This window comes from Streptomyces fradiae ATCC 10745 = DSM 40063 (assembly GCF_008704425.1).
Classification (GTDB): Bacteria; Actinomycetota; Actinomycetes; order Streptomycetales; family Streptomycetaceae; genus Streptomyces; species Streptomyces fradiae.
The window spans coordinates 1,617,264-1,640,130 of the sequence record NZ_CP023696.1 but is presented as its reverse complement, the minus strand read 5'-3'; the positions used below and the strand labels follow the sequence as shown (position 1 = coordinate 1,640,130).

The following is a 22,867-nucleotide window of genomic DNA, read 5'->3' as shown; positions in this document are numbered from 1 at the left end:
GCCTGAACCGTGCTGTTCGGATGTGGAACACGGGGGAGTGTCCGGACGCCCAGCGCGCAACCGGGGCAGTTGACCGTCGACCCGGCAGGCGGCTCGAACGAGGAAGAGGAGCTCGCCTCCGTGGCGTCCCACCGTCGACCCAAGCAGCCGAGCCGCGCCCGTGTGACCGTGCTCACCGCGACCGCCGCCGCTGCCGTCGCCCTGACCAGCCAGACCGCTTCGGCCACGCCGCAGCCCACCAAGGACCAGGTCAAGGAGAAGGTCGACAAGCTCCATCACGAGGCCGAGGCGGCCACCGAGCAGTTCAACCTCGCCGACGAGCGCCGCGAGAAGCTCCAGCAGGAGGTCACCGCCCTCCAGGACCAGGTCGCCCGCGGCCAGGAGGAGCTGAACGAGCTGCGCGACAGCATCGGCGCCGTCGCCAGCGCCCAGTACCGCAACGGCGGCATGGACCCCTCGCTCCAGCTCTTCCTCTCCTCCAACCCGGAGGACTACCTGGACAAGGCGTCCGCCGTCGACCAGCTCTCCGCGAAGCAGGCCGCGACGCTGCGCACCATCCAGGCCAAGCAGCGCACGCTCGCCCAGCAGCGCTCCGAGGCCACGTCGAAGCTGACCGACCTCGAGGACGTCCGCAAGTCCCTCGGCGAGAAGAAGAAGAAGTACCAGGCCAAGCTCGCCGAGGCGCAGAAGCTGCTCAACACCCTCACCGCCGAGGAGCGGCGGAAGATGCAGGAGGAGGAGCAGCGCGCCAGCCGCGACGCCACCGAGCGCGTCGAGCTCGGCAACGAGGTCCCGGCCTCGCAGCGCGGCGCCGCCGCCCTCAGCGCCGCCGCCACGCAGATCGGCAAGCCGTACGTCTCCGGCGCCGAGGGCCCCAACTCCTACGACTGCTCCGGCCTCACGCAGTGGGCCTACCGCCAGGCCGGCGTCCAGATCTCCCGCACCACCTTCACGCAGCACAACGACGGCGTGAAGATCGGCCGCAGCCAGCTCAAGCCGGGCGACCTCGTCTTCTTCAACAACCTGGCGCACGTCGGCCTGTACGCGGGCAACAACACCGTCCTGCACGCCCCGAAGCCGGGTGCGAACGTGCGCTACGAGTCGATGAACTACCTCGGTACGTTCCAGTTCGGCGTCCGCATCTGAGCCACCCCGGCCGCGCGCCGGCGGCGCCCGCGCCCGGCCCGGCGTCCGGGTCCCCCTCCGGCAACCCGCCGGCCGGGTCCCGTGGCGTCCGTGCCCCGCGGCGTCCGTGCCCCGTCCCGGCCGCGCCCGGCGCCCCAGGGCGTCTCGTGGGCGCGACGCGCCGGGCCCGTCGCGGGTCCGGCGCGCGAGCGGGGGGCGCGTCCAGGGCGTCCGGAGGCGCGGCGAGCCGAAGACGAGCCGCCCCGCACACGCGCCCGTTCGGGGGAACTCCCGCCGCCCGTGCTGACGCTTCGCCCCGCCGGTGACCTGTGGTTCCCGGCGGGGCGCCGCCCGCCCGGCGCCCCCGAGGTCTTTGGTCAGGCTGTGACCGCCCGGCTACTGTCTGCCGCGCACCACCCCTCGACCAGCTGAAGGGAGCGCGGCCCGTGGCGTCCCACCGCCGTCCCCCCGTACCGGGCCCCACCCGGAGTGCCACCCGCGCCACCGTCCTGTCCGCCGCGGTGGCCACGGCGGTGGCCGCCCTCGGCGCCGCCCCGGTGCGGGCCGACCCGGCCGGCCCCGCCGACACCGTACGCGCCCGCGTCGACCGGCTCTACGTGGAGGCGGAGCGGGCCACCGAGGAGTTCAACGCCGCCGACGAGCGCACCGACACCCTCCGGGCGGCCGCCGGGGCCGCCCGCAGGAGCGTGGCGCGCGGCCAGGAGCGCATCAACCGCATGCGCGGCGCCCTCGGCGCCGTCGCGGGCGCCCAGTACCGCTCCGGCGGCATCGACCCGGCCCTCGCCCTGATGCTCTCCGAGGAGCCCGACGCGTACCTCGACAAGGCCGCCCTCCTCGACCGGCTCGGCGACCGGCAGGCCGCCGCCCTGAGCGAACTGCGCCTCGCGCAGCGGAGGCTGGCCCAGGAGCGGGCCGAGGCCACCCGCACCCTCGCGGAACTGGAGCGCAGCCGCGCGGCCGTGGCCCGGCACAAGCGGGAGGTGGAGCGCAGGCTCGCCGCCGCGCGGGTGCTCCTGGGCTCCCTGACGTCGCCCGAGCGGGCCGCCCTCGACCGGGCGGACCGCGCGGACCGCTCGGGCCGCGACGGCGCCGCACCGCCGCCGTCCGCCGACGGGGCCGCCTCGGCCCGCGCCGCCGCCGCCGTGCGGGCCGCCCGGTCGGCGCTCGGCAAGCCGTATGTGTGGGGCGCCAACGGGCCGGACGCCTTCGACTGCTCGGGACTCGTGCAGTGGGCGTACGCCCGCGCCGGGGTCGGGCTGCCGCGCACCTCCCAGGCCCAGCGGAACGCCGGACGCCATGTGCCACTGGCGCAGGCCCGGCCCGGCGACCTCGTCACCTACCGCTCCGACGCCAGCCACGTGGCCCTGTACGTCGGCGGCGGCCAGGTCATCCACGCCCCCCGGCCGGGCGCCCCGGTCCGCTACGACCCGGTGGGGATGATGCCCATCTCGGCGGTGACCCGCGTCTGAGGCCCGGCCCGGCCGGTGCCCGGGGCCAGCCCAGGCCGGTGCCCGGCCCGTGCCCGGGGCCCGGCCCGCGGTGGGCGCTGCGGGGCCCGGGGGCCACGAGGCGCCGCGTGGGGCGGACGCGGGCCCCCGGTGGGGAGCCGTGAGCGGGGGAGTGCCCGGTGCCCGGCCGGCTGCGGACGGCGCGCGGGCCGTGCCGGCGCCCGCCGCCGACCCCGCCGCTGCCGGGCCGCGGGCCGCCCGGTCGGCCGCGGTGGCGGGGCGCCGGCCTCGGGTCACGTCCGGGAGCGTGCCGGGTGCCCGGTTTCGCGACGTGTCCGGGAGTGTGCCGGATGGCCGGCTTCCGGGCGTGTCCGGCGGAGTGCCGACGGCCCGGCCCGGGGACGCGTCCCGCGGAGTGCAGGGTGCCCGGACCCGCGCCGGGCCGGGGGCGCCGCCTCCCGCCGCGACCGGAGGCGTGCCGGGGGCCGCGGCGGGCGCCTACCATCGGCGGATGCGTGTACTCGGGCGGTGGGCCGCCCTCGTGGCCCTGGCCGTGGCGGTCGCCGTCGCCGGGTGCGCCCCCCGGCCGGGCGGCCCCGCGGGCGCCGGGGACGGCGTCCGGGAGGCCGTCGCCGCCCGCGCCGACCTGCTGCCCGGCCTCCTCGGCGGGGCGCCGCTGCGGTCCTGGTCGTACCGGACGCTCGCCGTACACCGCGACGGCCCCGACCGCGCCACGGCCGACGCCGAACTCGCCTACACCCTCGACGGCCACGACACCGCGCCGGCCACCGCCCGCCGCCGCCTCGACCTGGCGCTGCGCGACGGCCGGTGGAGCGTCACCGCCGACCGGCCCGCCGAGGGCCACCCGCCCCAACTGTGGGACCAGGGCCCGGTACGGGCGGTGCGCGGCGCCCGCAGCCTCGTCCTGGGCGCCGGACAGCCCGAGGCGCGCCTGCGCGAGGTCGCCGCCCTCGCCGACCGGGCCGTCCCCGCCGTGGCGGGCGCCTGGCGGGACGCCACCTGGCAGGGCACCGTCGTCGTCCTCGTACCGGCCGGGCTCGACGCGATGGCCGCCCTCCTCGGGGACGCGCCCGCCGCCTTCCGGGGCGTCGCCGCCGTCACCACGGGCCGCACCGGGGGCGGGGCGGCCGACCGCGTGGTGCTCAACCCGGAGGCGTACCGGGGGCTCGGCGACTTCGGGCGGACCTTCGTCCTCACCCACGAGACCGCCCACGTCGCCACCCGCGCCGCGACCACCGCCGCCACCCCGCTGTGGCTCTCCGAGGGCCTGGCCGACCGGATCGCCCACACCGGCACGGGCCGCGCCGCCGCCGACGCGGCGCCCGCACTGGCACGGGCCGTGCGCGCCGGTCGGATCCCGGCGGCCCTGCCCGCCGACCGGGACTTCGCGTTCGGCGGCGACCCCGCCGCCGCGGCCCGCGCCTACGAGGGCGCCTGGCTGGCCTGCGAGCTGATCGCCGACCGGTGGGGCGGCGACCGGCTCGCCGCCTTCTACCGGGCCGCCGGCGGGACCGGCGCGCCCCGCGCCTTCCAGGACGTCCTCGGCACCACCGAGGAGGACTTCACCCGCGCCTGGCGGGAGCGGCTGCGTCAGGAGCTGAGCAGCGCCCCGTCGCGCTGATCCTGCGCGGGCACCCGCGCCCCGGGCCCGCCGGCGCGCAGCCGGGGCTCGGTGACCGTCCGCCGCCACAGCTGGCGCGCCGCCTCCAGCGACGCCGCCACCAGCAGCCCGTTGCGGACGAACAGCAGCGCCAGCCCCAGCCCGTCGCTGGCCACCACGTGCGAGAACCAGAGCGGGAACTCCAGCAGCGTCACCCCGGTCGCCACCACCACCATCACCGCCGCCCGGCGCATCCGGCTGCCCCGCCACACCAGGCACACCGCCGCCAGCCCGACCAGCCACAGCATGTACTGCGGGCTGATCACCCGGCTCGTCGTCGTGAACAGCAGCACCGCCACGAACGCCGCGTCGGCGAGCGCCGTCGGGCCGAACACCCGCGCCCGCAGCCGCCACAGCGCCAGCCAGCCCAGCGCCAGCGCCGACAGCGCCATCGCGGCCTTGCTGACCAGCGGCACGTACGGGCCGAGGAACTCGACCGACCCGTAGTTCAGCCGCACCTCCCCCTCCCAGGCGCCGAGGAACCGCGCCACGTGGAAGACCATCGCCCCCAGCGACTCCACCTCGGTGCCCCGGTCCCGCTGGAACGTCAGGAACGCCAGCGCGCCCGGCGCCGCCCAGACGCAGGCCGCCAGCACCGCCGCGCCCGCCGCCGCGGCGGCGGCCCACGCCCGGCGCGTGACCCGGCCCTTCGCGGTGCCCGCGAGGAGCAGCGCGGGCCACACCTTCAGCAGGGCGCCGACCCCGGTGAGGACGCCCATCGTGCGCGGGTGGCCCGCCCCGGCCAGCAGCGCGGCGACCGCGACGGCGGTGACCATGATGTCGTAGCGGGCGTACGCCGTCGGCCCCAGCAGCGGGACCCCCGCCAGCCACACCCAGGCGCCCGCGTGGCTCTTGCCGGGCCGCCCGCCCGCGTACACCAGCAGCCCGAAGACCACCGCGTCGCACACCAGGGCCAGCAGGAAGAAGGCGTGCGCGTACTGGAGGAACGGCAGCAGGCCGGGGGAGAGGATCGCGAACGCGGCGGCCGGCGGGTACTGCCACGTCACGTCGTCGAGCGGGTACGTGCCGCCGCGCAGCACCTCGTACCAGCCGTGGTAGATCACCGACACGTCGGTGGTGACGTCCGGGCCGGGCACGAAGACGACCCTGAAGGTGTAGAGCAGCAGGACGGCCCTGGTGAGCAGCCACAGGGCGGCCAGGGTCGGCCGCGGTCCGCTCGTGAGCTTCATCGGTACCTCGTCCGGGTTCGTGGTGGTCTGCGGGTGGGGCGGTACGGGGCGCGAGCGGTGCGGCCGGGCCGTTCGGTACTGTCGGCCACGATGCACAAGACGCTGATCGTAACGAACGACTTCCCGCCCCGACCCGGTGGGATCCAGGCGTTCCTGCACAACATGGCACTGCGCCTGGACCCGGACCGGGTCGTCGTCTACGCCTCCACGTGGAAGCGCGGGCGGGAGGGCGCGGAGGCGACCGCGCGGTTCGACGCGGAGCAGCCGTTCCAGGTGGTGCGGGACCGTACGACGATGCTGCTGCCCACCCCGCGGGTGACCGCGCGGGCCGCCGCGCTGCTGCGGGAGCACGGCTGCACCTCCGTCTGGTTCGGCGCCGCCGCCCCGCTCGGCCTGATGGCGCCCGCGCTGCGCCGCGCCGGGGCCCGCCGGCTGGTCGCCACCACCCACGGCCACGAGGCGGGCTGGGCGCAGCTGCCGGCCGCGCGGCGGCTGCTGCGGCGCATCGGCGAGGACACCGACACCCTCACGTACCTGGGCGAGTACACCCGGTCCCGGATCGCGGGCGCCCTCACCCCGCAGGCCGCGGCGCGCATGGTGCGGCTCCCGCCGGGCGTCGACGAGAAGACCTTCCACCCCGGCTCCGGGGGCGACGAGGTGCGCGCCCGGCTCGGCCTCGCCGACCGGCCCGTCGTCGTGTGCGTCTCCCGCCTCGTGCCGCGCAAGGGCCAGGACACCCTGATCCGGGCCATGCCCGAGGTGCTGGCCGCCGTCCCGGACGCCGTGCTGCTGATCGTCGGCGGCGGCCCCTACGCGAAGGACCTGCACCGCCTCGCCCGCGAGACGGGGGTGGCCGGCTCCGTGCGGTTCACCGGGGCCGTGCCCTGGGAGGAGCTGCCCGCGCACTACGGGGCGGGCGACGTGTTCGCCATGCCGTGCCGCACCCGGCGCGGCGGCCTCGACGTGGAGGGGCTCGGCATCGTCTACCTGGAGGCGTCCGCGACCGGCCTCCCGGTGGTCGCCGGCGACTCGGGCGGCGCCCCCGACGCGGTGCTCGACGGGGAGACCGGCTGGGTGGTGCGCGGCGGCTCCCCGGCGGCGGCCGCCGAGCGGATCGTGCCGCTGCTCCAGGACCCGGAGCTGCGCCGCCGCATGGGGGAGCGGGGGCGTCTCTGGGTGGAGGAGACGTGGCGCTGGGACCTCCTCGCGGATCGCCTGAGGGACCTGCTGTAGGCGGCGGGCCCTCGCCGGGTGGGCGCGGCCCGTGGCGGCCGGGCGGCCCCGGCGGGGTGCCGGCTCCTGGTGGGGTGCCCGGCGCCCGGTGGGGGCGCGGCGCCTGGTGGGGGCGCGTCGGTGCGCGGGGCCCGTGCGGGGTGTCGTGTCCGTGCGGGGGCCTGGGCCCCTGCGGGGTGTCGTGTCCGCGTCCCCCGGGCGGGAGTCCGTGCGCCGTGCGGGGCGCCCCCCTGTCCCGCGGAGTACGTGCCCGGTGGGGCGCTGCTGCGGGGCGCGGCGCGTGCGCTGCGGCGGAGTGCGTGCGCTGCGCTGTGTGCGGTGGGGTGCGCGTGTGCCGGACCCTCGTACGTGCGGCGCCCGGCCCCCTCCGTGGTCTGGAGGACGACCGTCTGCCCGCCGGACCCTCGTACGCGCGGCGCCCGCCGGACCGCGTGGGTCTCGGCGGGCACCGCGCCGCTCCAGCGGGGGGCTCAGCCCCGGTAGATGGCCTCGATCTCGTCGGCGAAGTCCTTCGCGACGACGTTGCGCTTCAGCTTCAGCGACGGCGTGATGTGGCCGGCCTCCTCCGTGAACTGCGAGGGCAGCACGCGGAACTTGCGCACCGACTCGGCCTTCGACACCGCCGCGTTGCCGTCGTCCACCGCCCGCTGGACCTCCGCCAGCAGCTCCGGGTCCTCCCGCAGCTGGGCCGCCGTCGAACCGGCCGGCTTGCCGTGCTCGGCCGCCCAGCGGGCCAGGAACTCCTCGTCCAGGGTGACCAGCGCGCCGACGAAGGGACGCCCGTCCCCGACGACCATGCACTCCGCGACCAGGGCGTGCCCGCGGATGCGGTCCTCGATCACCGCCGGGGCGACGTTCTTGCCGCCCGCCGTGACCAGGATCTCCTTCTTGCGGCCGGTGATGGCCAGGTAGCCGTCCTCGTCGAGGGTGCCGATGTCGCCGGTGTGGAACCAGCCGTCCGACAGCGCCTCCGCCGTCGCCGCCTCGTTGCCCCAGTAGCCGGTGAAGACGTGCTCGCCGTGGAGCAGCACCTCGCCGTCGTCGGCGATCCGCACCTTGGAGCCCGGCAGCGGCTGGCCCACCGTGCCGATCTTCTGCCGGTCCCACGGGTTGAACGCGGTCGCCGCGCACGACTCCGTCAGGCCGTACCCCTCCAGCACGGTGAAGCCGATGCCGCTGTAGAAGTGGCCGAGCCGCTCGCCCAGCGGCGCGCCGCCCGAGATCGCGAACTCGCAGCGGCCGCCCAGCACCGCGCGGAGCTTGGAGTACACCAGCACGTCGAACAGCTTGTGCTTCAGCCGCAGCCCGAGCGAGGGGCCGCCCGGCGAGGACTTCGCCCGGCTGTAGGCGATGGCGGTCTGCGCCGCCCGGTCGAAGATCCGGCCCTTGCCGTCCGCCTGGGCCTTGGCCCGCGCCGAGTTGTAGACCTTCTCGAAGACGCGCGGCACACCGAGGATCAGCGTCGGCCTGAACGACGCCAGGTCGTCCGTGAGGTTCTTGATGTCGGGGACGCAGCCGAGCCGGATCGGCGCCAGCACCGAGGCGACCTCGACCATGCGGCCGAAGACGTGCGCGGCCGGCAGGAACAGCAGCACCGACGAGCGGCCCGTCTGGAACAGCGGCTTCAGCCGCTCGACGACGTTGCCGCACTCGGCGAAGAAGTTGCGGTGCGTGAGCACGCAGCCCTTGGGGCGGCCGGTCGTGCCCGAGGTGTAGACGATCGTGGCCACGTCGTCGGCCCCGGCGGTGCCGCCGCGCTCGTCGAGCGTGGCGTCGGGCACGTCCCGGCCGGCCTCGGCCAGCTCGTCCAGGGCGCCCGCGTCGATCCGCCACACGTGGCGCAGCTCCGGCAGCCGGTCCCGTACGGACTCCACCGCCTTCTCGTGCGCCTCGCTCTCCACCACCACGGCGACCGCGCCCGAGTCGCCGAGGATCCACTGGATCTGCTCCGGCGAGCTGGTCTCGTACACCGGCACGGTGACCGCGCCCGCGCTCCAGATCGCGAAGTCCAGCCGCACCCACTCGTAGCGGGTGCGCGAGACCAGCGCGACCCGGTCGCCCGGCCCGACGCCGGCGGCGATCAGGCCCTTGGCGGCGGAGCGCACCTCGGCGAGGAACTCCCGCGCGGTGACGTCCTGCCACCCGCCCTCGACCTTGCGGGCCATGACGGCCACGTCTGGATGCTGAGCGGCGTTGCGGCGGACGAGGTCCGTCAGATTGCCGTCCGCGGGGACCTCGTACAGGGCCGGAAGGCTGAACTCGCGCAAGACTGCTGCTCCTCATCGGGCGCCGACGCCACGGCTCTGTGTGATGCGTCGGTTCGCGGTCCAAACGGTCACGTGCTCAGTGGGGTGAGCACGACTGGACTGCCCGGACGTTACCCACGAGTACCTGGTTCCCGATAGGGGGTCCTGGCCAGATGTTCGCTGCGTCACACGTCTTTGGCACTACTTCGCGCACAGTAGTCCACTCTCGTCACGACTTGGAAGTAACCGCAGGTCCGCCCCCGGCGGCCCCCGGCCCCACGGCCCCCGGCCCCACGGTCCCCGGCTCCCGGCCCGCGCACCGCGCGGGACCCCTGCCCCGGACGCCCTCCGGGGCCCTAGGGTGGTCTGCCATGCGCATTCATGTGGTCAGCGACGTCCACGGGAACGCCCGCGACCTGGCGGCGGCCGGCGAGGGCGCCGACGCCCTGCTCTGCCTCGGCGACCTGGTGCTCTTCCTCGACTACGCCGACCACGCGCGCGGGATCTTCCCGGACTTGTTCGGCGAGGAGAACACCCGCCGCTACGTCGCCCTGCGCACCGACCGCCGCTTCGACGAGGCCCGCGTGCTCGCCCGCGGGCTGTGGGCCGAGCTGGCCGAGCGGGGCGTCGACCAGGCCACCGCGGTGGAGTCGGCGGTCCGCGCCCAGTACGCCGAGCTGTTCGCCGCCTTCCCCGCGCCGACGTACGCGACGTACGGCAACGTCGACATCCCGCGTCTGTGGCCCGAGTACGCCCGCCCCGGCACCACCGTGCTGGACGGCGGGCGCGCCGAGATCGGCGGCCTCGTCTTCGGCTTCGTCGGCGGCGGGCTGCCCACCCCGATGCGCACCCCGTACGAGGTCCCGGAGGAGGAGTACGCGGCGAAGGTCGAGGCGCTCGGCGAGGTCGACGTGCTGTGCTCGCACATCCCGCCGGACCTGCCGGAGCTGACGTACGACACGGTCGCCCGCCGGTTCGAGCGCGGCTCCACCGCCCTGCTGGACGCGATCCGCCGCGTACGGCCCCGCTACGCGCTCTTCGGGCACGTCCACCAGCCGCTGGTGCGGCGCATGCGGGTGGGCGCAACGGAGTGCGTGAACGTGGGCCACTTCGCCTCCTCGGGGCGGCCGTGGGCCCTGGAGTGGTGACCGGTGGGCACGCGATAGCCTTCCCCCGACGTACCGAGCCCTCCGGAGGAGCCACAGCGATGGCGGAACACACCAGCTCGAGCATCACGATCGAGGCGGCGCCCGCCGAGGTCATGGGGGTGATCGCCGACTTCGCGCGCTACCCGGAGTGGACGGGCGAGGTCAAGGAGGCCGAGGTGCTGTCCGAGGACGCCGCCGGCCGCGCCGAGCGGGTCCGCCTGCTGCTGGACGCCGGGGCCATCAAGGACGACCACACCCTGGCGTACACCTGGACCGGCGACCGCGAGGTGAGCTGGACGCTGGTGAAGTCGCAGATGCTGCGCGCCCTCGACGGCTCGTACCGGCTCGCCCCCCTCGCGGGCGGCGCCCGCACGGAGGTCACCTACCAGCTCACCGTGGACGTCAAGATCCCGATGCTGGGCATGATCAAGCGCAAGGCCGAGAAGGTGATCATCGACCGGGCGCTGGCGGGCCTGAAGAAGCGCGTCGAGTCCGCGCCGGGCGCCTGACGGCCCCTGGCCCCGTCGGGCCCTGACCCGTCGGCCCCTGGCCCCGTCCTGAGGTGCCCGCGGGGCGGCGGCGGAACGCCGGACGGTCCGCCGCCCGGCCGGGCCGCCCCGTCGCACGCCGGCCCGGCGGCCCGGCCCTCGGAGCTGTCGGCGCGGCCCGCTACCGTGCGGGGATGCGCACCCTTCTCGTCATGGGGCCCGGCGGGTCCGGCCGTACCACCATCGCCGCCGCGACGGCCCTGGAAGCCGCCCGTGACGGCCGGAGGGTCCTCCTCCTGACCACCGACCCGGCCCCCGGCCTCCCCGCCGGTCCCGCCCCCGGCCCCGGTTCCGACCCTGACCCGCTCCCCGCCCCGGCCGCCGGCGCCCGTCCCGGCTCCGCCCCCGGACCCGGCCCGGCCCACGGCTCCCCGGCCGCCACGGACGCCCCGCCCGCCCCGGCCGGGCTCACCGTGCGCCGCCTCGACCCCGCCGCCCACTTCCGCCGCGAGCTGCTCGCACTCCAGGTCCATGCCGGTCCCGCCCTCGACCTGCTGGGCGCCGCCCCGCTCGACGACGACGAGCTGACCCCCCTCCCCGGCGGCGCCCCCTTCACGTACCTGGCGGCCCTGCGCGACGCCGCCCGCCAGGAGTGGGACCTCGTCGTCGCCGACCTGCCCGCGCTGCCCGACGCGGTCGCCCTGCTCGCCCTGCCCGAGCAGCTCCGCCGCTACCTGCGCCGCCTGCTCCCGCCCGAGCGGCGGGCCGCCCGCGCCCTGCGCCCGATGCTGGCCCAGCTCGCGGGCGTGCCCATGCCGCCCGACGGGCTGTACGAGGCGGCCGCCCGCAAGGACGCCGACCTCGCCGCCGTGACGGACCTCCTCGCCGCACCCACCACCCGTGTCCGCCTCGTCGTGGAACCCGGCCCCGCCGCGGCCGGCGCCCTGCGCACCGCTCGCGCCGGACTCGCCCTGCACCGCCTCCCCCTCGACGCGGTCGTCGCCAACCGCCTGCTGCCCACCGCGTCCCCCGACCCCTGGCTCGCCGACCTCGCCGACCGGCAGCGCGCCCACCTCAAGGAGCTGTACGAGGACGGCGCCCCCGTGCGCGAGGTGCCCCACCTGGGCCGCGACCCCCGCACCCCCGCCGACCTGGCCCTCCTGGGCCCGCTCGCCCCCGACCCGGCCGACGCCGCCGCGCCCGCGCCGCCGTGGCCCGTCGAGGACCTCCGCGCCACCGAGGGCGCCCTTGTCTGGCGCGTGCCCCTGCCCGGCGCCGTCAAGTCCGACCTCGGGCTCGTCCGGCGCGGCGACGAACTGGCCCTCACCGTCGGCCCGTTCCGCCGCCTCGTCCCGCTCCCCTCCGCGCTGCGCCGCTGCACGGTCACCGGCGCCGCCCTGCGCGACGGCGAGCTGCGCGTACGCTTCGCCCCCGATCCGGGGCTGTGGCCCCGCACGCCCTGACGGCCACCGCGTACGCCCTGAACACCCGGCCGCCGGTCGGGTACCGTCGATGGCATGAGCGATGCCACCCACCGCCCCGGCCCTCCCGAGGACGACGCCTGGGCGCGGGCCTGCGCCGAGGACCTGGCGGCCGAGCGCGCCCGCCGCCGCGGCCACGGCGGCCCTCCGCCCGGCTCCGCCGCCGAGGAGCTGCGCAAGCTCGTGGACGCCGTCGCCGACAAGGTCTCCTCGCTCGGCACGCCGCTGCTGGGCGCCGGTGCGCAGAGCGCCGTCCGGCAGGCCGTCGCACAGGCCAGGTCCGCGATCGAGCCGGTCGTCGAGCGCAACCCCGAGGTCTTCGACCACCTCGCCGCCGCCGGCGGTGAACTGCTGGCCGCCTACCGCTCCGCCGTGCAGGGCCAGGAGCGGCGCTGGACGCGCGGCGAGGCGGCCGAGGGGCCCGCGCGACCGCCCGCGGACGGCCCGGCCGCGCACGAGCGGGGCGGCGACGACGAGGGCCCGGCGGGCAGCCACCGCATCGACCTCGACTGACGCCGGAGCGGGCGGCCGGGGGCCCGCCCTCGGGTACGGTTGGGCGTAGCGGGGCTCGACCGAATACTGAGGGACACATGGGACTCACCATCGGCGTCGACATCGGCGGCACGAAGATCGCGGCGGGCGTGGTCGACGAAGAGGGCGCCATCCTCGACACCCACAAGGTGCCGACCCCTTCGACACCCGAGGGCATCGTCGACGCGATCTGCGCGGCGGTCTCCGCGGCGGGCAAGGGCCATGACATCGAGGCCGTCGGCATCGGCGCCGCCGGCTACGTCGACGACAAGCGCGCGACCGTCCTGTTCGCGCCCAACATCGACTGGCGGCACGAGCCGCTGAAGGACAAGGTCGAGCAGCGCGTCGGGCTCCCCGTCGTCGTGGAGAACGACGCGAACGCCGCCGCCTGGGGCGAGTACCGCTTCGGCGCCGGGCAGGGCCACGAGGACGTCATCTGCATCACGCTCGGCACCGGCCTGGGCGGCGGCATCATCATCGGCAACAAGCTGCGCCGCGGCCGGTTCGGCGTCGCCGCCGAGTTCGGCCACATCCGGGTCGTCCCGGACGGCCTGCTGTGCGGCTGCGGCAGCCAGGGCTGCTGGGAGCAGTACGCCTCCGGCCGCGCCCTCGTCCGGTACGCGAAGCAGCGCGCCAACGCCACCCCGGAGAACGCCGAGATCCTGCTCTCCCTCGGCGACGGCACGCCCGAGGGCATCGAGGGCAAGCACATCAGCGACGCCGCCCGCCGGGGCGACAAGGTGGCCGTCGACTCCTTCCGCGAGCTGGCGCGCTGGGCCGGGGCCGGCCTCGCGGACCTGGCGTCGCTGTTCGACCCGTCCGCGTTCATCGTCGGCGGCGGCGTCTCCGACGAGGGCGACCTGGTCCTCGACCCGATCCGCAAGTCGTTCCGCCGCTGGCTGGTGGGCGGCCGGTACCGTCCGCACGCCCAGGTCCTCGCCGCCCAGCTCGGCGGCAAGGCCGGCCTGGTGGGCGCCGCCGACCTGGCCCGCCAGGGCTGACCCCCGGCCGACTCCGGACCGGCCCCCGGGCCGTCCGGGGCGGCGGCGCCCTCGCCCGGCCCCGCCCCCGTGCCGTTCCCCCGGCCGGCGCCGCACCCCGCCGGTGCCCGCGCCGGCCGCGGGACTTCGCCCGCCGCGTCCCCCCGGGGACGCGGCGGGCGCTGCCGTAGGGTGCCCGCATGGCGCTCACCGCACTGCCCGACTCCCGCACCGAGCCGGACGGATCGGCCGTGATCCGGGTGCTCACCTACAACGTCCGCTCGCTGCGCGACGACGAGGACGCCCTGGCACGGGTCGTGCGCGCCTGCGCCCCCGACGTCGTCCTCGTCCAGGAGGCCCCCCGCTTCTTCCGCTGGCGCAAGCACGCCGCGCGGCTGGCGGCCAAGAGCGACCTCGTCGTCCTCGGCGGCGGCGCCCCCGCGGCCGGGCCGCTGCTGCTGTGCTCCCTGCGCGTCGCCGTCGAACGCACCCGCGACGTCCTGCTGCCCCTCACCCCCGGACAGCACCGGCGCGGCTTCGCCACCGCCGTCGTCCGGGTCGGGGGCGCCCGGTTCGGCGTCCTGAGCTGCCACCTCAGCCTGCGCGGCGACGAGCGGTACGCGCAGGCGGGCATGCTCCTCGACGAACTGGCCGCCCTCGACGTGCCGCACGCGGTGGCGGGCGGCGACATCAACGAACGGCCCGGCGGCCGGTCGTTCAGCAGGCTCGCCGCCGCGCTCCAGGACTGCCGGGCCGTACGTCCCTGGGGCGGCGAGCACACCTGGACGCCCGCCGACCCGTACCAGCGGATCGACGCCGTCTTCGCCACACGGGGCGTGGAGGTGCTGGGCTGCGGCGTACCCGCCGGCCTGCCCGGAGTCGCCGAAGCGGACCTGAGGGCGGCGACGGACCACCTGCCCGTGCTCGCCGCCCTCCGCGTACCGGCCGCCGCCTGACGGCCCGTGGCCCGGCGGGTCAGACGACCGCGCCGCGCCCCGGATCGTCGTCGTCCTCCTCGTCGCCGGGCCGCATCCGCGCCACCAGCGTCGCGAAGCCGCCCAGGAAGCCGCCGACGCACAGCGTGGTCAGCCACCAGGTCATGTCCCACTGGAGCAGTACGGCGAGCAGCATCAGCACCGGCCCGCCGACGACGCCCAGCCAGCCGAACTTCACCGCCGGGTCCGCCTCCGGCAGCGGCGGCGGCTCCGGCGGCACGAAGTGGCCCTCGCCGTCGTCGTCGGCGCCGCCCCGGCGCGGACCGCCGCCCGTGCCGTCCTCGGCGGCGTCGTCCGGGTCCGCCAGCTCGTAGTCGCGCGGGCCGCGCGGACGCGGGCCGACACCGGGCGCGAAGACCACCGAACCGCCCAGCACGGACGGCTTGCCCACCGGCCCGCCGCCCCCGTCGTCCTCCCGGCCGCCGTCGCCGCCACCGGTGGGGCGGTCCCGGCCTCCGGCGCCGCCGTCCCGGCCGCCGTCCCCGGCCCCGGCCTCCCGCGCGGGGGCGCCGTCGCCCGCCGCGCCCTCGCGCTCGCCGTCCCGGACACCGCCGCCGTCCCGGACACCGCCGCCGTCCCGGTCGCCGTCGCCGCCACCGGTGGCGCGGTCCCGCTCTCCGCCGGTCCGCTCCGGGGCGGCCCCGCCGAGGCCGCTCCCGCGCCCCGCACCGCCGTCCGGCACCGCGTCCCCGCCCGGCGCGCCGTCCTCCGGCAGCGCCAGGTCCTCCACCGGCCGGAACGGCTTCGCGCCCGGCGGGTCCGGCGGCTCCTCCCCGTACGCCGCGACGATCGCCGCCCAGGCCGCCTCCTCGTCGAGGGGCGTCCCGCCCGGCGGGGGCGCGGGCGCCGGGTCCGGCCGGTCCTCCCGGCCGCCCGGCCGGTCCACGCTCTCCCCGCGGTCCGCGCCCGCGTCCGCGTCGTGCTGCTCAGCCACCGGTCGTGCCCCCTCCTCTGGTCCCGCCGGGGACGGCCGTGCCGCCGGCCCCCGGAGCGAGTCGGCCGACGAACGCCAGGCTCTCCTCGAAGATCCGCTCCGCGTCGTGGTCCAACGTCGCCACGTGGTAGCTCTGTTCCAGCAGGATCTCCGTGACGTCCGTGGAGGAGACGCGGCCGAGGATGCGCGCCGAGTCGGCGGGCGGCACGACGTGGTCCTGCGGCGAGCGCAGCAGCAGGAGCGGCTGCGTCACCTGCGGCAGCTCGCCGTCGACCCGGCGCAGGAACCGGCGCAGCTCGTACGCGGCGTGCAGCGGCACCCGGTCGTAGGCCACCTCGTCCTGGCCGGGCTTCGCGATGTCGTTGGCGAGGCCGGTCGTCGTCGGCACCAGGTGGCGGACGACCGGCAGCGCGTGCGCGGCCACGCCGTGCACCTTGTTCGCCGGGTTCACCAGGACGATGCCCGACACCGCGTCGCCGTGCCGGGCGGCCAGCCGCAGCGTCAGCGCGCCGCCCATGGACATGCCGAACACGAAGACGCGGGCGCACCTCGCGCGCAGCGCGCGCAGCTCCCGGTCGACCTCCGCGTACCAGTCCTCCCCGCCGGTGACCTGCATGTCCTGCCAGCGGGTGCCGTGCCCGGGGAGCAGGGGCACCGACACGGTCAGGCCGTGCTCCGCGAGGTACTCGCCCCAGGGGCGCATCGACCGGGGCGACCCGGTGAAGCCGTGGCAGAGGAGTACGCCGACGTCGCCGCCCTCGTGGCGGTACGGCTCGGCTCCAGGAAGGACCGGCACGGAAGGTCTCCCGTTCGGATTCGGTGGGATACGACTGGGATACGACGCGGGACACGACGTGAGACGCGACAAGCGTCGGACGCGTGTCACGACATGCGTCACGACACGCGTGTACTTCACCGTACGCGACCGGGGTGACACCGACCAGGGCCGTCGCGCCCCCGCCGGGCCCGCCGGCCCCCGGCACGACAACGGGCGCCCGCGCGGCGCCGGGACGGTCCCACGGCGGCCCGAGAGCGACCCGCGGCGGATGGCGGGGGCCACGGCGGACGGAGGGCGGCCCGCGGCGGACGGCCGCGGTCCGCGGCGGACGGGCGGGTGCCCGGAGCGGCGCACGGGTTAAGGTCTGTGCGACGGAACACGGGAGGAACACGAGTTGATCTACGGCGCTATGAAGTTCTCCATCGGAGGGTCGCTGAAGCTCGCCTTCAGGCCCTGGGTGGAGGGCCTCGAGAACATTCCCGCCGAGGGGCCGGCGATCCTCGCGAGCAACCACCTGTCCTTCTCCGACTCCTTCTTCCTCCCGGCGGTCCTCGACCGGAAGGTCACCTTCATCGCGAAGGCCGAGTACTTCACCTCGCCCGGGGTGAAGGGCCGCCTCACCGCCGCGTTCTTCAAGGGCGTCGGCCAGCTCCCCGTGGACCGCTCGGGCGGCCGGGGCGCCGGCGACGCCGCCGTGCGCAGCGGGATCGAGGTCATCCGGCGCGGTGAGCTGTTCGGCATCTACCCGGAGGGCACCCGCTCCCCGGACGGGCGGCTCTACCGGGGCAAGACCGGCGGCCTCGCGCGCGTGGCGCTGGCGACGGGCGCGCCCGTCATCCCGATCGCCATGATCGACACGGAGAAGATCCAGCCGCCCGGCAAGGTCGTCCCCAAGCTGATGCGCCCCGGCATCCGCATCGGCAAGCCGCTGGACTTCAGCCGCTACCAGGGCATGGACAACGACCGCTTCATCCTCCGCTCGGTCACCGACGAGGTGATGTACGAGATCATGAAGCTGTCGGGCCAGGAGTACGTCGACATCTACGCCACGGTCGCCAAGCGGCGCATCGCCGAGGCGGAGAAGGCCGCCAAGGCGGAGCAGAAGGCGGCCGGCAGGCACGGCCACCACGGTCCCAGGCCGGAGCGCACGACGCCCGAGGCCGCGCGGTCCGAGGCCGCGCGGCCCGCCCCCGAGCCGGAGCGCACGACGCCCGGCGGGGCGAGCGGGGACGGCCAGGAGCGAACGCCCGGCGACACCACGGGGCACACCTCCGGCTGACGGGGACGGCCGGGCGGCGTCGGCACCGGCACGGCACCGGCACGGCGACGGCGCGGCCGGGAACGCGGACGCGGACAGGGACGGGAACAGGCGACCACGCGCACCCGGCGCCCCGCACGGCGGGCGTCCGGCACGCGCGGGCGGGGGGTGGGGAGATGGCCAGGCGCGAGCGGGTGGTCCGCATGTCCGTGGAGCAGCCGCTGTGGCGCGCGCTCACCGCGTACCGCGTCCTCACCATGCTCTACGCGGACCTGCTGTTCGCGTTCAACCGCGACGACTACGAACGCCCCTGGGCCGGCGCCGCGTTCCTCGCCGTGATGAGCGCCTGGACGCTGGCGACCCTGCCGCAGGTGTCCGGCGCGGCCCGCTGCACCAGGCCGTTCCTCGCCGTGGACCTCGCGCTCGCGCTGGCGGGCATCCTGCTCACCCCGTACGCCGACAGCCACGCCCAGCTCCAGGACGGGCCGACGCTGCCGACCATCTGGACGGCCGGCGCGGTCCTCGCGTACGCGATCAAGGGCGGCTGGCGCTGGGCGGGCTTCGCCTCCTCGCTGGTCGCCGTCGCCAACATCGTGCAGCGCGGGGAGCCCAGCCGGGACACCCTCCACAACGTGCTGCTCGTCTGGGTGGCGTCGATCGCCATCGGGTACGTGGTGGAGGTCGCCCGCGCCTCCGAGCGGACCCTCGCGCGGGCCCTGGAGATCGAGGCCGCCACGCGCGAGCGGGAGCGCCTCGCGCGCGACATCCACGACTCGGTCCTCCAGGTGCTGGCCATGGTGCAGCGGCGCGCCACCGCGCTGGGCGGCGAGGCGGCCGAGCTGGGCCGGATGGCGGGGGAGCAGGAGGTCGCGCTGCGCACCCTGGTCGCCGGGGGCCTGAACCGCCCCTCCCACGTGTGCGAGGACGCCTCGCAGGGCGCGGTGGTCCGCCTGGTCGAGGTGGAGGACGGCCCCGGCGCCGGGAGCGGCGACGGCGAGCTGGACCTGCGGACCCTGCTGGCGCCGCACGCCGGGGCGCGGGTGACGTTCGCCGAGCCGGGCGCGCCGGTCCTGCTGCCGCGCCCGGCGGCGGCCGAGCTGGCGTCGGCCGTGGGCGCCGCCCTGGACAACGTGCGCCGGCACGCCGGGGACGGCGCCCGCGCGTGGATACTCGTCGAGGACTGGCCGGACGAGGTCGTCGTGACCGTGCGCGACGACGGGCCCGGCATCCCCGAGGGGCGTCTGGCCCAGGCGGAGAGCGAGGGCCGGCTCGGTGTCGCCCAGTCCATCCGCGGCAGGCTGCGCGACCTGGGCGGGACGGCGGAGCTGGTCTCGGTGCCCGGCCAGGGCACGGAAGTCGAGTTGAAGGTCCCACGGGGGAAGAAGGCGGAACGACGATGACAGAGCAGCCGGTCAAGGTCATGGTGGTGGACGACCACCCGATGTGGCGCGAGGCCGTCGCCCGCGACCTGGCGGAGGCCGGGTTCGACGTGGTGGCGACGGCCGGGGACGGCGACCAGGCCGTGCGCCGGGCCCGCGCGACGGCGCCCGACGTGCTGGTCCTGGACCTGAACCTGCCGGGCAGGCCGGGCGTCCAGGTGTGCAAGGAGCTGGTCGGCGGCGGGGACCTGGCCGTGCGGGTCCTGGTGCTCTCCGCCAGCGGCGAGCACGCCGACGTGCTGGAGGCCGTCAAGTCCGGCGCCACCGGGTACCTGCTGAAGTCGGCCAGCACGGCGGAGCTGCTCGACGCGGTGCGCCGCACCGCCGCCGGGGACGCGGTGTTCACGCCCGGCCTGGCGGGCCTCGTCCTGGGGGAGTACCGGCGGCTGGCCGCCGAGCCCGCGCCCGACCGGGGCACCGCCGACCCGAACGCGCCGCGCCTGACCGACCGCGAGACCGAGGTGCTGCGGCTGGTGGCGAAGGGCCTGAGCTACAAGCAGATCGCCGAACGGCTGGTCATCTCGCACCGCACGGTGCAGAACCACGTGCAGAACACCCTCGGCAAGCTCCAGCTGCACAACCGCGTCGAGCTGGTCCGCTACGCCATCGAGGCGGGCCTCGACGACGTCTGACGCCCCGCCACCGGGCCGCCGGGTCACCGGATGTCCCCAGGCAGCCAGGCAGCCGGGTCCCCAGGCCGCCTGGTCCCCAGCCCACCGGGTGACCAGCCCACCGGGTGACCAGGCCGCCGGGACGCCCCGCGCCGTCCCGCCCGCCCCGTCCCGTCCCGCCGGCGCCCCGTGCCGCCCGCCGGGCGGGGCGCGGCGGGCGGTCGTATAGTGCGCGGGGAGACTCGACCATCGGGACACCGACCACCGGGGAGGCACCGTGGACGTCCTGGCCTTCGGCGTGCAGACCGACGAGAAGCCGCTGCTGGAGAGGGCCTTCGCCGGGCACCACGGCCTCCACTGCCTGGACGTGTTCCTCACCGAGGACACCGCCCCGCTCGCCGCCGGCCACGAGGCCGTCTCCACCAGCGTCAACGCCGACCTCGGCGCGCGCGTGCTGCGCACCCTCGCCGCCGGCGGCACCCGGCTGGTCGCCCAGCGCTCCACCGGCTTCAACAACATCGACCTCGACGTCGCCCGCGAGCTCGGCATGACCGTGGCCCGCGTCTCGTACTACTCGCCCTACTCGGTCGCCGAGTTCGCCTGGACGCTCGCCATGGCCGTGAACCGCCGCGTCGTGCGCGCCGCCCACCGCACCCGCGACTTCGACTTCCGCCTCGACGGCCTCCTCGGCCGCGACATGCAGGGCCGCACGGTCGGCGTGCTCGGCACCGGCAAGATCGGCGAGGCGTTCACCCGGATCGCGCACGGCTTCGGGATGCGCCTGCTCGGCTGGGACCTGGCCGAGAACCCGGCCTGCCGCGAGCTGGGCATGGCGTACGTCGGCAAGGAGGAGCTGCTCGCCGCCTCCGACCTGGTCAGCCTGCACGTGCCGCTCACCGAGAAGACCTGGCACCTGCTGGACGCCGACGCGCTGGCCGCCATGAAGGACGACGCCATCCTGGTCAACTCCAGCCGGGGCGGCCTGGTCGACACCGACGCCCTCGTCGCCGCACTGCGCGCCGGACGGTTCGCCGGTGTCGGCCTCGACGTGTACGAGGCGGAGGCCGGGCTGTTCCACGTCGACCGGTCCCTGACGGGCGTGGACGACGACACCCTGGCCCGGCTGATGACCTTCCCGAACGTGCTGGTCACCAGCCACCAGGCCTTCTACACCCAGGAGGCGGTCGGCGAGATCGTCGCGGCCACCCTGCGCAACGTCACCGACTACGCCGAGGGCCGCCGCAGCGAGAACGTCCTCGTCCCGGCCGGCTGACGCAGCAGCCCCCGCAGGAGCGCGAGCCCGTTGAGCGTGAGCACCGACTCGGGGTGGAACTGCACCCCGGCGAAGCCGTCGCCGCGCAGCGCGTGCACCTCCCCGGTGAGCGGGTCGCGGCTCACCTCCACCCCGCGGCCCGCCAGCCGCGCCGCCGCCGCGTCGTCGCAGCGCGCGGTGAAGCTGTTGTAGAAGCCGACCCGCTCGCGCGCCCCGAAGAGGTCCACGTCCAGCTGCGCGCCCTGGAGCGGCACCCGCTTGCGCACGATGGGCAGCCCCAGCTCCGCGGCGATCAGCTCATGGCCCAGGCACACGCCGAGCAGCGGGTGCGGGTGCGCGTCCAGCAGCCGCGCGGCGAGGTCCCGCAGCAGCCGCATCCGCGGGTCGCCGCCGTCGCCCGGGTCGCCCGGGCCGGGCCCGAGGACCACGGGGCCGGGGTGCTCCAGCGCGGCCCCGCGCAGCCCCGGCTCGTCGTACCGGCGGACCGTCACCTCCAGCCCCGTGGACCGCAGCAGGTGCGCCAGCATCGAGGTGAAGGCGTCCTCCGCGTCGACCACCAGGGCATGCCCCGCCGGCTCCGCCGCCCCGGCCGCCGACGACCCTGCCACGGCCCCGGCCGCCGCGCCCCCTCCCGCGCCCGGCCCGGCCCCCGCCGCCCCGGCCGCCGGCCCCGACCCCCGCATCCGCAGCCAGAACGGCGCCAGGTCGGCGCGCCGCGCGTCCAGGGCGGCCCGCACCCGCGGGTCGTCCGCCAGCCGGGGCGCCCGCGCGGCCTCCTCGCGCGGCCGTCCGGGGCGCACCCCCAGCGCCGCCAGGACGCCCGCCGCCTTGGCGTGGGTCTCCGCGACCTCCCCCTCCGGGTCGGAGTGGCGCACCAGCGTCGCCCCGACCGGCACCCGCAGCTCCCCGTCGGCGCCGATGTCGGCGGTACGGATCAGGATGGGCGAGTCCAGCGTCTGCGCGCCGCCCGCGTCGGTGCCGAGCAGCGCCAGCGCGCCCGCGTAGTAGCCGCGCCCGCCGCGCTCGTGGCGCTCGACGACCCGGCAGGCGTTGCGCAGCGGGGACCCGGTGACCGTGGCGGCGAACATGGTCTCCCGCAGCACGTCCCGCACGTCCCAGGTGGACCGCCCGCGCAGCTCGTACTCGGTGTGGGCGAGGTGGGCCATCTCCCGCAGCCGGGGCCCCACGACGACCCCGCCCATGTCGCCGACGGCGCACATCATCTTCAGCTCCTCGTCGACGACCATCGACAGTTCGTCGGTCTCCTTGCGGCTGGCGAGGAACGAGAGCAGCCCCTCCGGGGTGGGCCCGCCGGCCGGGTAGCGGTACGTGCCGCTGATCGGGTTCATCACGACCGTGCCGCCCGACATCCGCACGTGCACCTCCGGGCTGGCCCCGACGAGGGTGCGCCCGCCGGTGTGGACGACGAACGTCCAGTAGGCCCCCCGCTCCCCGGCGAGCAGCCGCCGGAACAGCGCCAGCGCGTCGGCGCGGCCGAAGCCGGGCACCCGCCCCCGGTAGGTGCGGCGGATCACGAAGTTGGCGCCCTCGCCGCGCCCGATCTCGTCGTCCAGGACGCGCCGCACGATCCGCGCGTACTCCTCGTCCGGGACGTCGAAGCCGCCGTCCTCCACCCTCACGCCGTGCGCGGGCAGCCGCTCCAGGGCCTCGCCCAGCGGCAGCTCGTGCGCCTCCTCGGCGACGAGGACGCTGAGCGGTGTGCCGTCGTCGCGGACGTCGAAGCCGCGCTCCCGCAGCTGACGGAACGGCACGAGCGCCAGGGCGGGGCGCTCCCCGACGGGCAGGTCGGCGAGGCGCTCCACCTCCTGGACGGGGCCGGTGAGCACCTCGACGGTGTCGTGGTCGCGGCCCGGCGTGCGGCGGCGGAGCAGGGCGAACGGGGGGCCTGACGGGTCGAGCAGGGAGCGGAGGTCCATCGGCGGGTTCCTTCCGTGGTGGGGAGGGACGGCCCGCCGGAAACGGGAGAAGGCCGCCCCCCGGGCGGCC

At 76.7% G+C, this 22,867-nt stretch carries 19 protein-coding genes; 14 read left to right on the top strand and 5 right to left on the bottom strand.

Annotated features, from left to right (window positions below; genetic code table 11):
* The first annotated feature begins 120 nt into the window (after positions 1 to 120).
* From CP974_RS07240 to CP974_RS07230, 3 genes are all read left to right on the top strand, one after another.
* Positions 121 to 1,146, top strand: a complete 1,026-nt coding sequence (locus CP974_RS07240) for a C40 family peptidase (RefSeq protein WP_031129555.1) — start codon at positions 121 to 123, stop codon at positions 1,144 to 1,146.
* A 425-nt stretch (positions 1,147 to 1,571) separates the two neighbouring features.
* Positions 1,572 to 2,615 (top strand): C40 family peptidase, encoded by a 1,044-nt coding sequence (locus CP974_RS07235; protein WP_031129556.1) that lies wholly within the window; start codon positions 1,572 to 1,574, stop codon positions 2,613 to 2,615.
* A gap of 490 nt (positions 2,616 to 3,105) precedes the next feature.
* The gene (locus tag CP974_RS07230; protein ID WP_031131565.1) at positions 3,106 to 4,236 is read left to right on the top strand and encodes a hypothetical protein; all 1,131 of its coding nucleotides are present in this window, start codon (positions 3,106 to 3,108) and stop codon (positions 4,234 to 4,236) included.
* On the opposite strand, the gene CP974_RS07225 is transcribed toward CP974_RS07230, so the two are convergent.
* Positions 4,206 to 5,465 carry a glycosyltransferase 87 family protein gene (locus CP974_RS07225; RefSeq protein WP_031131567.1) on the bottom strand — a complete coding sequence of 420 codons (1,260 nt, stop codon included), beginning with the start codon at positions 5,463 to 5,465 and terminating at the stop codon, positions 4,206 to 4,208. The genes CP974_RS07230 and CP974_RS07225 overlap by 31 nt on opposite strands.
* 90 nt (positions 5,466 to 5,555) lie before the next feature.
* Here CP974_RS07225 and CP974_RS07220 point away from each other — a divergent pair, with 90 nt between their 5' ends.
* Positions 5,556 to 6,698, top strand: a complete 1,143-nt coding sequence (locus CP974_RS07220) for a glycosyltransferase family 4 protein (protein ID WP_031131569.1) — start codon at positions 5,556 to 5,558, stop codon at positions 6,696 to 6,698.
* Between the two features lie 470 nt (positions 6,699 to 7,168).
* On the opposite strand, the gene CP974_RS07215 is transcribed toward CP974_RS07220, so the two are convergent.
* Positions 7,169 to 8,965 carry an AMP-dependent synthetase/ligase gene (locus tag CP974_RS07215; RefSeq protein WP_031131571.1) on the bottom strand — a complete coding sequence of 599 codons (1,797 nt, stop codon included), beginning with the start codon at positions 8,963 to 8,965 and terminating at the stop codon, positions 7,169 to 7,171.
* A gap of 350 nt (positions 8,966 to 9,315) precedes the next feature.
* Between CP974_RS07215 and CP974_RS07210 the strand changes: the two genes are divergently transcribed.
* The 6 genes from CP974_RS07210 to CP974_RS07185 all read left to right on the top strand — a co-directional run bounded on the left by CP974_RS07210 (position 9,316) and on the right by CP974_RS07185 (position 14,528).
* The gene (locus CP974_RS07210) at positions 9,316 to 10,092 is read left to right on the top strand and encodes a metallophosphoesterase family protein (protein WP_031131573.1); all 777 of its coding nucleotides are present in this window, start codon (positions 9,316 to 9,318) and stop codon (positions 10,090 to 10,092) included.
* Positions 10,093 to 10,151: 59 nt separating this feature from the next.
* Complete coding sequence (locus CP974_RS07205) at positions 10,152 to 10,601, top strand: SRPBCC family protein (RefSeq protein WP_031131575.1); 450 nt, start codon at positions 10,152 to 10,154, stop codon at positions 10,599 to 10,601.
* Between the two features lie 173 nt (positions 10,602 to 10,774).
* Positions 10,775 to 12,043: an ArsA family ATPase gene (locus CP974_RS07200; RefSeq protein ID WP_031131577.1), complete on the top strand. Its 1,269-nt coding sequence runs from the start codon at positions 10,775 to 10,777 to the stop codon at positions 12,041 to 12,043.
* A 54-nt stretch (positions 12,044 to 12,097) separates the two neighbouring features.
* Positions 12,098 to 12,574 (top strand): DUF5304 domain-containing protein, encoded by a 477-nt coding sequence (locus CP974_RS07195; RefSeq protein ID WP_031131579.1) that lies wholly within the window; start codon positions 12,098 to 12,100, stop codon positions 12,572 to 12,574.
* Positions 12,575 to 12,651: 77 nt separating this feature from the next.
* Entirely contained in the window at positions 12,652 to 13,593 is a 942-nt protein-coding gene (locus CP974_RS07190; protein ID WP_031131581.1) for an ROK family glucokinase, read from the top strand.
* 179 nt (positions 13,594 to 13,772) lie between these two features.
* Positions 13,773 to 14,528, top strand: a complete 756-nt coding sequence (locus CP974_RS07185; RefSeq protein ID WP_031131582.1) for an endonuclease/exonuclease/phosphatase family protein — start codon at positions 13,773 to 13,775, stop codon at positions 14,526 to 14,528.
* A 19-nt stretch (positions 14,529 to 14,547) separates the two neighbouring features.
* Here CP974_RS07185 and CP974_RS07180 read toward each other — a convergent pair whose 3' ends face one another.
* Complete coding sequence (locus CP974_RS07180) at positions 14,548 to 15,249, bottom strand: hypothetical protein (protein ID WP_373276755.1); 702 nt, start codon at positions 15,247 to 15,249, stop codon at positions 14,548 to 14,550.
* A 244-nt stretch (positions 15,250 to 15,493) separates the two neighbouring features.
* Entirely contained in the window at positions 15,494 to 16,297 is an 804-nt protein-coding gene (locus CP974_RS07175) for an alpha/beta hydrolase (protein WP_031131585.1), read from the bottom strand.
* A 391-nt stretch (positions 16,298 to 16,688) separates the two neighbouring features.
* On the opposite strand from CP974_RS07175, the gene CP974_RS07170 reads away from it, so the two are divergent.
* The 4 genes from CP974_RS07170 (at position 16,689) to CP974_RS07155 (ending at position 20,860) form a co-directional block, all read left to right on the top strand.
* Positions 16,689 to 17,558: a lysophospholipid acyltransferase family protein gene (locus CP974_RS07170; protein WP_051839391.1), complete on the top strand. Its 870-nt coding sequence runs from the start codon at positions 16,689 to 16,691 to the stop codon at positions 17,556 to 17,558.
* 155 nt (positions 17,559 to 17,713) lie between these two features.
* Positions 17,714 to 18,937 (top strand): MacS family sensor histidine kinase, encoded by a 1,224-nt coding sequence (gene macS, locus CP974_RS07165; RefSeq protein WP_031131590.1) that lies wholly within the window; start codon positions 17,714 to 17,716, stop codon positions 18,935 to 18,937.
* The gene (locus CP974_RS07160) at positions 18,934 to 19,608 is read left to right on the top strand and encodes a response regulator (RefSeq protein ID WP_031131591.1); all 675 of its coding nucleotides are present in this window, start codon (positions 18,934 to 18,936) and stop codon (positions 19,606 to 19,608) included. Before macS ends, CP974_RS07160 begins: the two co-directional genes overlap by 4 nt.
* Before the next feature lie 256 nt (positions 19,609 to 19,864).
* Entirely contained in the window at positions 19,865 to 20,860 is a 996-nt protein-coding gene (locus tag CP974_RS07155) for a 2-hydroxyacid dehydrogenase (protein ID WP_031131593.1), read from the top strand.
* On the opposite strand, the gene CP974_RS07150 is transcribed toward CP974_RS07155, so the two are convergent.
* A complete protein-coding gene (locus CP974_RS07150; RefSeq protein ID WP_069976044.1) occupies positions 20,812 to 22,797 on the bottom strand; it encodes an anthranilate synthase family protein in 1,986 nt (661 codons plus the stop codon). The genes CP974_RS07155 and CP974_RS07150 overlap by 49 nt on opposite strands.
* Positions 22,798 to 22,867: the final 70 nt, after the last annotated feature.